Origin of the sequence: Chitinimonas sp., from assembly GCF_041904975.1 — a bacterium.
Lineage (GTDB): Bacteria > Pseudomonadota > Gammaproteobacteria > Burkholderiales > Chitinimonadaceae > Chitinimonas.
The window spans coordinates 1-12098 of sequence record NZ_JAYRLZ010000124.1 but is presented as its reverse complement, the minus strand read 5'-3'; the positions used below and the strand labels follow the sequence as shown (position 1 = coordinate 12098).

Annotated in this window: 7 protein-coding genes; 6 read left to right on the top strand and 1 reads right to left on the bottom strand. The window is 61.8% G+C overall.

The annotated features are described in order from the left end of the window. Positions 1-59 precede the first annotated feature (59 nt). From pgi to ACE3OH_RS12555, 6 genes are all read left to right on the top strand, one after another. The gene (gene pgi, locus ACE3OH_RS12580) at positions 60-1712 is read left to right on the top strand and encodes a glucose-6-phosphate isomerase (protein ID WP_374353054.1); all 1653 of its coding nucleotides are present in this window, start codon (positions 60-62) and stop codon (positions 1710-1712) included. Between the two features lie 201 nt (positions 1713-1913). Beyond that, positions 1914-2813 (top strand): SHOCT domain-containing protein, encoded by a 900-nt coding sequence (locus ACE3OH_RS12575; RefSeq protein ID WP_374353050.1) that lies wholly within the window; start codon positions 1914-1916, stop codon positions 2811-2813. Between the two features lie 300 nt (positions 2814-3113). Further along, entirely contained in the window at positions 3114-5783 is a 2670-nt protein-coding gene (aceE, locus tag ACE3OH_RS12570; protein WP_374353047.1) for a pyruvate dehydrogenase (acetyl-transferring), homodimeric type, read from the top strand. A gap of 99 nt (positions 5784-5882) precedes the next feature. Further along, on the top strand, positions 5883-7520 hold the full coding sequence (gene aceF, locus ACE3OH_RS12565) for a dihydrolipoyllysine-residue acetyltransferase (RefSeq protein ID WP_374353044.1): 1638 nt from the start codon (positions 5883-5885) through the stop codon (positions 7518-7520). A gap of 118 nt (positions 7521-7638) precedes the next feature. Next, on the top strand, positions 7639-9465 hold the full coding sequence (gene lpdA, locus ACE3OH_RS12560) for a dihydrolipoyl dehydrogenase (protein ID WP_374353041.1): 1827 nt from the start codon (positions 7639-7641) through the stop codon (positions 9463-9465). A gap of 223 nt (positions 9466-9688) precedes the next feature. After that, positions 9689-10717, top strand: a complete 1029-nt coding sequence (locus ACE3OH_RS12555; RefSeq protein WP_374353038.1) for a diguanylate cyclase domain-containing protein — start codon at positions 9689-9691, stop codon at positions 10715-10717. Positions 10718-10758: 41 nt separating this feature from the next. Here the strand turns inward: ACE3OH_RS12555 and pyk are convergent. Then, the coding region (gene pyk, locus ACE3OH_RS12550; RefSeq protein ID WP_374353034.1) for a pyruvate kinase at positions 10759-12098 on the bottom strand (1340 nt) is incomplete at its 5' end.

Here is a 12098-nt window from a genome sequence, read left to right as displayed (position 1 = left end):
CGCTGACTGGCGCGAGATTTTTCCGGTTCCGAATATTGAATGCGAGCAACAAGACATCCATGACTGCGCTCACCGCCCTACCCGCCTGGCAGCATATGCTGGCTGAGGCCAACCGCCTCAAATCGATCGACCTGCGTGGCGCCTTTGCCGCCGACCCTGACCGCGCGAAACGCTATAGCCTCGATGCCTGTGGCATCTTCCTCGACTACAGCAAGAACCGCATCGACGACGCGGCACTGGCGGCACTCTATGAATTGGCGCGCGCGACCGGTGTGGAACAGCGTCGCGCGGCCATGCTCGCCGGTGAGGCCATCAATGCCACCGAGGGCCGGGCGGTGCTGCATACCGCGCTGCGGGCGCCACAGCATGCCGATATCCGCGTCGATGGCGTGAATGTGGTGCCGCAAGTGCATGCGGTGCTCGAACGCATGAATGCTTTTGCCGAGTCGGTGCGCAGCGGCGCCTGGCAAGGCTTTGATGGGCGTACCATCACCGATGTCGTCAATATCGGCATCGGCGGCTCCGATCTCGGCCCGTATATGGTGTGCGAAGCCCTCAAGGACTTTGCCACGCCGCAGCTTGGCATGCACTTTGTCTCCACTGTCGATGGCTGGCAGCTGGCCCATGTGCTCGATAAGCTCGACCCGGCTACCACCCTGTTCATCGTGGCCTCGAAGACCTTTACCACCCAGGAAACCCTCAGCAATGCCCGCGCCGCCCGCGCCTGGCTGGTGGCAGCGGCCGGCGATGAGCGCGCCGTCGCCCGCCATTTCGTCGCGGTGTCGACCAATGCCGAAGCGGTTGCTGCCTTCGGTATCGATCTGGCCAATATGTTCGGCTTCTGGAACTGGGTAGGCGGGCGCTACTCGCTGTGGTCGGCGATTGGCCTGCCCATCTTGATGGCAATTGGCCCGGCGCAGTTTCGTGCCCTGCTGGATGGCGCCCAGGCGATGGATGCGCACTTCGCCAGCGCGCCGCTGGACAAGAACCTACCGGTAACCTTGGCCTTGCTCGGCGTGTTCTACATCAATGGCATGGGTGCCAGCACCCAGCTGATTTCACCGTATAACCAGCCGCTGCACCGCCTGCCCGCCTATCTGCAACAGCTGGATATGGAATCGAACGGCAAGTCGGTGCGGCTCGATGGCGCGGCGGTGGACTACCACACCGGCGGCGTGATCTGGGGCGAGCCCGGCATCAATGCACAGCATGCTTATTACCAGCTGCTGCACCAGGGCACCGAGCTGGTGCCGATCGACTTTATCGCCGCCCTGCAAAACCCACGCTCCTTGCCCGGCCACAATTTGATTTTGCTGGCCAACTTCCTGGCGCAGAGCGAAGCCCTGATGCGCGGCAAGAATGCCGCCGAGGTCAGCCGCGAATTGCAGGCACAGGGCCTCGACGACGCGCAGATCGCCAGCCTGCTGCCGCACAAGGTGTTTACCGGCAATCGACCCAGCAATACCCTGCTGCTGCAGCGGCTCGACCCGGCCACGCTGGGCAGCCTGATCGCGCTGTACGAGCACAAGGTATTCGTACAAGGCGTGGTCTGGGGGGTGAATTCATTCGATCAATGGGGGGTGGAGCTCGGCAAGCAGCTGGCAAAGACGATAGAAAGCGAGCTGCAAGGCGATGCGCCGTTCGGCGATCATGATGGCTCCACCCTGCAGCTGATGCAGCGGGTGCGCGAGGCTCTGCGGCGCGGCCAATAAGCCACGACCCTGCCGCGCGCAAAGCTGTTCAAGATCAGTTACTTGCTAATAAATGCCGCCGCATTCACCGATGCTGCGCCGTGCACCATGACGGCGCCCACCCGGCCGCCGGGCCTGGCCTGCGGCGCCAAGCCCCGATGCACAAGGCTGGGCTTTGAGTTATAAAGGCGGCTTGCCGCACACGACAAACTGGAGATACGCATGCAGCATGGTCTGACAACACGCCTTAGCCTCTTGGCGGCAAGTCTGGTACTGGCAGCCAGCGCCTGGGCTACCGACCTGAAACCCTGGTCAGAAGGCGACGATTATCTGCGGCTGGAAAACGCCAGCGCCAGCAACCAGCATCCAGTCAATTTCAACGCCGAACAACTGAGCAACCTGCTCGGCCATTTCTACAAAAAGGAGCAGGGCAAAGACCCGGCGCCTTACTTCAGCCGGGATGAAATCGAGCGCCTGGCGCCGCGTCTGGTGCCGGTATTTGCCCGCGCCAGCAGTGCCGACGATATCCAGTTCGGCAGCTCCTACCGCCCAGGCAACTTCCTGTTGGTGCCACGGGTACTGAATGCCGGCCGCCTGTTTGTGGAAAACGGCCAGCTCAACCTGATCATCGGCAGCTGTGTCGAGCAGCAGGATATCGGCTACCAGCAGAACTTCGGCAAGTACAAGCCATTGAACCATGGCAGCCGCATCAAACCGGTGAGCAACCTCGGCTGCGCGCTGGTGGCCGGCAATGATGCGGTCAATGTCGACAATCGCCCCGACTGGTTGCGCCTGAATATTTCTGCCGCCCTGGCCAATGCAGTAGTGACACCGAGCGGCGTCAAGACCAGCCTGACCTTTGCACCTGCCAGCGCAGCGGCGCCTGCAGCCACGCCAGCTGCCAGTGCTGCACCGGTAGCGCCGGTGTCGCTGCCAGCGCCACGGGCCAGCACCGCACCGGCCGCCGCGCCTGCAGCTGCCAGCTCGTCCGCCGTGCTACCTGCCCAACCGGCCAGCAAGGCCGAAGAGCGCCTGCAACTGCTCAAGCGTCTGCATGCCAGCGGCCTGATTACCGACGCCGAATACGAGCAAAAGCGCGCCGGTATCCTGAAAGATCTGTAACACGGCGCGCCTATGATGCGCGCCATTGCCTGAGGCGGGCCCAGCCGCCCGCCATTCGAAGAGGCCCTCAGGGCCCACGACTACCCAAGCCAGGCGCCACACGGCGCCGTCGAGACTGCATTGAAGCGTATAGCCCCCTGCCGCTGGCCTGCTACCAGCGCGCCCGAATTTCCGCTCGCAGTGCCCCGCTTTGGCACTGCGCGCATTCCCATTCCCGCTCGCCGCCAGGCTAGTGCCAGACCGGCGCGGCTGACGGCTTGCTGCATTTCGACATAACGACAAACCCACAAGGTACCCAAGATGGCTGAACAACACGGCAAGGTCCCAGGAGACGATCTGGACCCGATTGAAACCCGCGAATGGCTGGAAGCGCTCGATGGGGTGATCGACAATCTGGGCCCGGAACGCGCCCATTTCATTATCGAGAAGCTGATCGAGGAAGCGTCGGAAAAAGGCGCCAATATTCCGTACAGCGCCACCACCAAGTACATCAATACCATTCCGGTGGATTCGGAGCCGCAGTTTCCCGGCGACACCACCATCGAGCACAAGATTCGCGCCTACACCCGCTGGAATGCCATGGCGATGGTGGTGCGTGCCAACAAGCACACCAATGTCGGCGGCCATATCGCCTCGTTTGCGTCGGCCGCCACCCTGTACGACGTCGGCTTCAACCATTTCTGGCATGCACCGAGCGACAACCATGGCGGTGACCTGGTGTTCGTGCAGGGCCATGTGGCAACCGGCGTCTATTCACGCGCCTATCTGCTGGGCCGCATCAGCGAAGAGCAGATGAACAACTTCCGCCAGGAAGTGGGCGGCAAGGGCCTGTCGAGCTATCCGCACCCCTGGCTGATGCCGGACTTCTGGCAATTCCCCACCGTGTCGATGGGCCTTGGCCCCTTGATGGCGATCTACCAGGCCCGCTTCATGAAATACCTGCAGGACCGCGGCCTGGCCGAGACCAGCAATCGCAAGGTATGGGCATTCTGCGGCGATGGCGAGATGGACGAGCCGGAGTCGCTCGGCGCCATCGGCATGGCTGGCCGGGAAAAGCTCAATAACCTGATCTTCGTGATCAACTGCAATCTGCAGCGGCTCGACGGCCCGGTGCGTGGCAATGGCAAGATCATCCAGGAGCTGGAAGGCGAATTCCGTGGCTCGGGCTGGAATGTGATCAAGCTGGTATGGGGCACCAAGTGGGACGCCCTGTTCGCCCGCGACAAGAAGGGCATCCTTGCCCATCGCATGATGGAAATCGTCGACGGCGAATACCAGGTGATGAAGGCGCGCGACGGCGCCTATGTGCGCGAGCACTTCTTCAACACCCCGGAACTGAAGGAGCTGGTCAAGGACTGGTCGGACAAGGATATCTGGGACCTGAACCGCGGCGGCCACGACCCGGCCAAGATCTATGCCGCCTTCAAGGCTGCCAGCGAGTCGCTTGATAAGCCCACGGTGATCCTGGCCAAGACGGTGAAGGGCTATGGCATGGGCTCGGCCGGTGAGGCGATGAATATCACCCACCAGCAAAAGAAACTCGATATCGATTCGATCAAGCAGTTCCGCGACCGCTTCGACATTCCGGTGCCGGACGACCAGCTTGAAAAGGTACCCTTCGTCAAATTCGAAGAAGGCTCGGCCGAGCTCGAATATATGCGCGGGCACCGCATGGCCCTGGGCGGCTATCTGCCGCAGCGCCGTACCAAATCGCACTCGCTGGAGGTGCCGGCGTTATCGGCCTTCGATGCCTTGCTCAAGGGCTCGGGCGAAGGCCGCGAATACAGCACCACCATGGCCTTTGTGCGCCTGCTCACCCAGTTGCTGAAGGACAAGAATATCGGCAAGTACATCGTGCCCATCGTGCCCGATGAATCGCGCACCTTCGGCATGGAAGGCCTGTTCCGCCAGGTCGGCATCTGGAACCAGGAAGGCCAGAAATATGTGCCGCAAGACGCCGACCAGCTGATGTTCTACAAGGAATCGAAAGACGGCCAGATCCTGCAGGAAGGCATCAACGAAGCCGGCGCGATGAGCGACTGGATTGCCGCCGGCACCAGCTACAGCACGCACGGCGTGCCGATGATTCCGTTCTACATCTATTACTCGATGTTCGGCTTCCAGCGCGTAGGCGATCTGGCCTGGGCCGCCGGCGATATGCGTACCCGTGGCTTCCTGCTCGGCGGCACCGCCGGCCGCACCACGCTGAATGGCGAAGGCCTGCAGCATGAGGATGGTCACTCGCACCTGATCTCCGCCACCATCCCCAACTGCATCAGCTACGACCCGACTTTCGGCTTCGAAGTCGCCGTGATCATCCAGGACGGCATGCGCCGCATGTATGTCGAGCAGCAGGATGTTTACTACTACCTGACCCTGATGAACGAGAACTACGAGCACCCGGCCATGCCGGTCGGCGCCGAAGCCGGCATCATCAAGGGCATGTACCAGCTCAAGGCAGGTGGCGCCGGCGACATCCGCGTGCAGCTGGCCGGCTCCGGCACCATCCTCACCGAGGTGATTGCCGCCGCCGCGCTTCTGAGCAGCGACTGGGGCGTACAGGCCGATATCTGGTCTTGCCCGAGCTTCACCGAGCTGGCCCGCGATGGCCAGGCGGCTGAGCGCCACAATCTGCTCAACCCGACTGCCACACCCAAGCTGCCCTATGTGAGCGAATGCCTGAAGGGTACGCAGGGGCCGCTGGTGGTCGCCACCGACTATATGCGCCTCTATGCCGAGCAGATCCGCGCCTATGTGCCGAACCGCTATGTCGTCCTTGGCACCGACGGCTTTGGCCGCTCCGACACCCGCGAGCAGTTGCGCAGCCATTTCGAGGTGAACCGTCACTACGTCGCTATCGCCGCATTGAAGGCCCTGGCCGATGACGGCAAGATCCCTGCCGCCAAGGTGGCGGAAGCGATTGCCAAGTACGGTATCGACGGCAACAAGCCGGCGCCTTGGACTATCTAAACCCTGTGAAAAGTGAAACGTGAAAGGTGAAATGTGGTGTTGCACCACGTTTCACATTTCACCGCCGCGAAGCGGCATCACGTTTCACGGAGGATGAAAATGAGCAATCAAATCGAACTGAAAGTACCCGACATCGGCGACTACAAGGATGTCGATGTCATCGAGGTGTTCGTCAAGGTCGGCGATGTGGTGAAGAAGGATGATTCCCTGATCACCCTGGAAACCGACAAGGCCACCATGGAAGTGCCGGCCAATGCCGCCGGAGTAGTCAAGGAAGTGCGCCTGAAAGTCGGCGACAAGGCCTCGGAAGGCGTGGTGGTGGCAGTGATTGAGGCTGGCGATGTTGCCGCAGCACCGGCTGCCGCCCCAGCACCCATTTCCGCACCAATCGCCGCTCCGGCCGCACCTGCGCCTGCGGCCGCGGCGCCAGCACCCGCTGTCGCCAGCGCCACCATCGAAGTCAAGGTACCGGATATCGGCGACTCCAAAGACGTCGATGTGATCGAGGTATTCGTCAAGGCTGGCGACACCGTCAAGGCCAACGATTCGCTGATCACCCTGGAAACCGACAAAGCCAGCATGGAAGTCCCCTCGCCCGCCACTGGCGTGGTGCAAAGCGTGGCGATCAAGGTGGGCGACAAGGCCTCGGAAGGCACGCTGATTCTGACCTTGGCGACCGCCGGCAGCGAAGCTGCTACGACGCCAGCAGCTGCGCCTGCTGCAGCGATCGCCGCTGCGCCAGCACCGGCCCTTGCTGCAGCAGCGCCAGCCCCAATCGCCGCACCAGCCCCAACGTCAGCCAAGGTTGATGAGGCTGGCTTCAAAACTGCACACGCCAGCCCTTCGGTGCGCAAGTTCGCCCGCGAACTCGGCGTCGATCTGGGCCGGGTCAAGGGCTCAGGACCCAAGGGCCGCATTATTGCCAGCGATGTGCAAGCCTTCGTCAAGTCGGTACTGAGCAGCCCGGCTGCAGCACCGGGTGCCGCGCCAGTCAATGGTTCCGGTCTCGACCTGCTGCCCTGGCCCAAGGTGGACTTTGCCAAGTTCGGCCCGGTTGAAAGCAAGCCGCTCAGCCGTATCAAGAAGATTTCCGGTGCCAATCTGGCGCGCAACTGGGTGATGATTCCGCACGTCACCCAGTTCGACGAAGCCGATATCACCGAGATGGAAGCCTTCCGCAAGGAAATGGGCGAAGAGCTGAAGAAGCAGAATCTCAAGCTCACGCCGCTGGCCTTTATCATCAAGGCAGTGGTGGCGGCGCTGAAGAAATTCCCCGAGTTCAATGCCTCGCTCGACGGCGACAACCTGGTGCTCAAGCACTACTTCCATATCGGCTTTGCCGCCGACACGCCCAATGGCCTGGTGGTGCCGGTAATACGCGATGCCGACAAGAAGAGCCTGATCGACATCGCCACCGAAACCGGCGCACTGGCGGCCAAGGCGCGTGATGGCAAGCTGCTGCCAGCCGAGATGCAGGGTGGCTGCTTCTCGATTTCCAGCCTCGGCGGGGTTGGCGGTACGGCATTCACACCCATCGTCAATGCACCCGAAGTGGCGATCCTCGGCGTATCCAAGTCGAGCATCAAGCCGGTGTGGGATGGCAAGGAATTCGCCCCGCGCCTGATGCTGCCGCTGTCGCTGAGCTACGACCACCGCGTCATCGACGGCGCCTCGGCAGCCCGCTTCACCACCTATCTGTCACAAGTGCTCGGCGACATTCGCCGGCTGATGCTTTGAGAATTCGTGAAACGTGATGCCGCTACGCGGCGTGTGAAAAGTGAAACGTTTGCGTCAGTGATGGACTGAACGCCACGTTTCACCTTTCACGTTTCACCTTTCACTCGAAAGGAATTGCATGAGCACCATCGAACTCAAAGTCCCCGATATCGGTGACTACAAAGATGTGGACGTCATCGAAATCTTCGTCAAGGTCGGTGACACCGTCGCCAAGGAAGATTCGCTGCTGACACTGGAAACCGACAAGGCGACCATGGAAGTACCGGCCAGTGCCGGCGGTGTGATCAAAGAGCTGAAGATCAAGGTCGGCGACAAGATCAGCGAAGGCAGCGTGATCGCGCTGATCGAGGCCAGCGCTTCTGGCCCCACCCTCTCCCCAGCCCGCCCCCATCAAGGGGGAGGGAGTGTGAACGCTCCGGCATCCGCCCCCTCTCCCCTTGCGGGAGAGGGCCGGGGAGAGGGGGCTGGTTCAGCTAACGCGGCCACTGCGAGCCAGTACCAAGGCTCAGCCGACGCCGACTACGACCTGCTAGTGCTTGGCGCCGGCCCCGGTGGCTATTCGGCCGCCTTCCGCGCGGCCGATCTTGGCCTCAAGGTCGTGCTGGTGGAGCGCTATGCCACGCTTGGCGGCGTCTGCCTCAATGTCGGCTGCATCCCGTCCAAGGCTTTGCTGCACAACGCCGCCGTTATCGACGAGGTCAAACATCTGGCTGCCAATGGCATCAAGTTCGCCGAGCCGGAGATCGACCTCGATGCCCTGCGCGGCTACAAGGAAAAGGTCATCGGCAAGCTGACCGGCGGCCTCGCCGGCATGGCCAAGGCACGCAAGGTGGAGGTGGTGCGCGGTCTCGGTCGCTTTATCGACCCTTACCATGTCGAGGTCGAGCTGACTGCTGGCGAGGGCCAGGACAAGACCGGCGAAAAGAAGGTCCTCAAATTCAAGCACGCCATCATTGCCGCTGGCTCGCGCGTGGTGAAACTGCCCTTCATTCCGGAAGACCCGCGCATTGTCGATTCCACCGGTGCGCTGGAACTGCGCGAAGTGCCGAAAAAACTCTTGATCATCGGCGGCGGCATTATCGGCCTGGAGATGGGCACGGTGTATTCCACCCTGGGCGCCCGGCTCGACGTGGTGGAAATGATGGATGGCCTGATGCAAGGCGCCGATCGTGATCTGGTCAAGGTGTGGCAGAAGATGAATGCCCATCGCTTTGACAACATCATGCTGAACACCAAGACCGTGGCGGTTGAAGCAAAGCCGGACGGCATTTATGTCAGCTTTGAGGGCGCCAGCGCGCCGAAGGAGCCGCAGCGCTACGATATGGTGCTGGTAGCAGCTGGCCGTGCGCCCAATGGCAAGCTGATCGGCGCCGAAAAGGCGGGCGTGGCGGTTAGCGAACGCGGCTTTATCGAAGTCGACAAGCAGATGCGCACCAACGTACCGCACATCTTTGCCATCGGCGACCTGGTCGGCCAGCCGATGCTGGCCCACAAGGCGGTGCACGAGGGCCATGTGGCGGCCGAGAACGCCGCCGGCCACAAGGCCTTCTTCGACGCCCGCGTCATCCCCGGCGTAGCCTATACCGACCCGGAAGTAGCCTGGGTAGGCATGACCGAGGACGAAGCCAAGAAGCAAGGCATCAAGATCGAAAAAGGCGTGTTCCCGTGGGCGGCCAGCGGTCGCGCCATCGCCAATGGCCGCGATGAAGGCTTTACCAAACTGATTTTCGATGCGGAAACCCATCGCATCATCGGCGGTGCCATGGTCGGCACCCATGCCGGCGATATGCTCGGTGAAATCTGCCTCGCCATCGAAATGGGCGCCGATGCAGTCGATATCGGCAAGACCATCCACGCGCACCCGACGCTGGGCGAGTCGATTGGCCTCGCGGCCGAGGCAGCCGAAGGAAGCTGCACCGACTTGCCGCCGGTCAGAAAAAAGTAGTTCACATCGCACCACACAGCCGGCCCTGCGCCGGCTGTTTTTTTGTGCTGGGGCAGGCTGCGAGCGTTGCAAAAACAACGGCAAAGCGAGCCCGGCGCATCATGGATTTCCCGTAATCGACCGGCTCGACGCAGCAAAATCATGCGCTTCCCGCTAGTCTCTGTACGTCAGTCCAAGATCAAAACAGCCAGCCATCAGGTCCTGCCTGTGATTGGGGGAAGCCATGAATCCAAGTGAACTCTTCGATGCCGAAGCACAGCGCGTAGCCGCCCTGCACGATAGCGGCTCGCTCGATGGGCCGGAAAACCACGACTTTGACTTTGTCGTGCGCGCTGCTGCCAAATTGTGCGATGTGCCGCAAGCCTTTGTCGCCTTTATTGATCGCGACACGGTGTGGATCAAGGCCACGCTCGACTACCTGCCCTTTATGCAGCTGCCACGCGCCAGTACCTATGGTGATCTGGCGCTCGGCGAAGAAGAGTTGGTGAATATCGCCGACCTGCATGCCGACCCGCGCACCGCACAGCATCCGCTCACCCGCAGCGGCCATGGATTTCGCATGTATGCCGCCACGCCGGTGCGCACGCCGGAAGGCAAGCCAATCGGCGTGCTCAGCCTGCTGGATCATCGCGCGCGCTTGCTCGATGCCGAGCAGCGCGACTGGCTGTTGCAGCTCGGGCAGCAGACATCGGCACTGGTGGAATGGCGACGGCAGCGCAGGCACCTGGAAGCGGCGCTACTGGACAATGAGCGGGCTACCCGGCTCGATACCCTGACCGGCCTGCCCAACCGTCCCTGGTTGCTGGCCAAGATCGATGAAGAATACGACAGGGCACAACGCTTTGGTCTTTGCATGGCGCTGGTTCTGTTCAGCCTCGATCAACTCGATGACATCAATGCCCAGTTGGGTCGCGATTGTGGCGATGCCATGCTGGCACGCGTTGGCCGCCTGTTGCGCCAGTCGCTGCGCAATACCGACACCGCAGGCCGCATGGCGGGCGATCAGTTCTGCATCATCTTGCCCAATACCACGCCCGAAGGCGCGGCCACCTTGGCCGAAACCCTGCGTGGACGACTGGAGCGCAAACCCAACCCGATCGAGCCTGCCCTGGCACTCACCGGCAGCTTTGGCGTGGCCGCCAGCGAGCCTGGCCATATCGGCGGTGGGCATGCACTATTGGCCTCGGCCACCGCTGCACTGGAACTGGCGCGCAAGTCCGGCCGCAACCGGGTGGCACTGGCCAGTCTTTAGGAAAATGGCGGCAGCCGGGCACAACAGTAGCCGGCGCTGCCTCAATCCTTGGCCGATACCCGTACAATCTTCATGGTATTGGTCGAACCCATCTGGCCGACCGCATCGCCGACCGTCACCACCAGCAAATCGCCCGGCTGCACCAGCCCTTGTTGCAACAGGGTCAGTTCAGCCGACACCAGCAGGGATTTCTGGTCACCATTGTGGGCCAGCATCATCGGGTAGACATCGCGGTATAGCGAAAGCTTGCGATAGGTGCCCACTTCCGGCGTCATGGCGTAAATCGGCACCCCGCAATTGACCCGGCTGGTCCACAGGGCGGTGGCGCCGGTCTGGGTCAGCGCCACAATCGCCTTCACCTTGAGATGGTTGGCGGTAAACAAGGCCGCCATGGCAATGGATTGATCGACGCGGATGAATTCGCGATTGAGCACATCGCGATCCAGACGATAGTCGGACGACTTTTCCGCCTCGACACACACCCGCGCCATGGCCTCCACCGTTTCGATCGGATACTTGCCGGCCGCCGTTTCGGCCGACAACATCACCGCGTCGGTGCCATCGAGTACTGCATTGGCAACATCGCTGACCTCGGCACGGGTCGGCACCGGGCTGCTGATCATCGATTCCATCATCTGGGTGGCGGTAATGGTCAGTTTGTTCTTGTCGCGCGCCAGCCGGATCATGCGTTTTTGCAGGGCCGGCACCGCCGCATCGCCCACTTCCACCGCCAGATCACCGCGCGCCACCATGATCACATCCGAGGCATCGATCAGCTCTTCCAGATTGGCAATCGCCTCGGTGCGCTCGATCTTCGCCACCACCTGGGCGCGGCTACCGGCCGCATGTATCAGGGTGCGGGCCATATACATATCGGCGCTGCTCTTGGGGAAGGACACCGCCACGTAGTCGGCATCGAGCTGCGCCGCCACCTTGATATCGTCCATATCCTTGGCGGTCAGCGCCGGTGCCGACAAACCACCACCCTGGCGGTTGATGCCCTTGTTATTGCTGAGCACCCCACCCACCCGCACCCGGGTATGAATGGCACTGCCCTGCACGCTTTCCACATCGAGCACCAGGCGACCATCATCGAGCAGCAATACCGCGCCAGGCTCCACATCACGCGGCAGCTCCTTGTAGTCCAAGCCGACCCGCTCCTCATTGCCGATTTCGCATGCTGCATCAAGCACAAAGCTGCGGCCGGGCTCCAGGTTGATCTTGTTCTTTTCAAACTTGCCAACGCGGATCTTCGGGCCTTGCAGATCGACCATGATGGCGACCGGCAAGCCCAGCTGTGCAGCCACATCACGCACCAACTGGGCGCGACCGATATGGTCTTCCGCCTTGCCATGGGAAAAATTCAGGCGGACTACATTTA

Bases quoted from the DNA above. Each gene is read 5' to 3' on its own strand.
- pgi (WP_374353054.1), top strand. From the start codon at position 60: ATGACTGCGCTCACCGCCCTACCCGCCTGGCAGCATATGCTGGCTGAG.
- ACE3OH_RS12575 (WP_374353050.1), top strand. From the start codon at position 1,914: ATGCAGCATGGTCTGACAACACGCCTTAGCCTCTTGGCGGCAAGTCTG.
- aceE (WP_374353047.1), top strand. From the start codon at position 3,114: ATGGCTGAACAACACGGCAAGGTCCCAGGAGACGATCTGGACCCGATT.
- aceF (WP_374353044.1), top strand. From the start codon at position 5,883: ATGAGCAATCAAATCGAACTGAAAGTACCCGACATCGGCGACTACAAG.
- lpdA (WP_374353041.1), top strand. From the start codon at position 7,639: ATGAGCACCATCGAACTCAAAGTCCCCGATATCGGTGACTACAAAGAT.
- ACE3OH_RS12555 (WP_374353038.1), top strand. From the start codon at position 9,689: ATGAATCCAAGTGAACTCTTCGATGCCGAAGCACAGCGCGTAGCCGCC.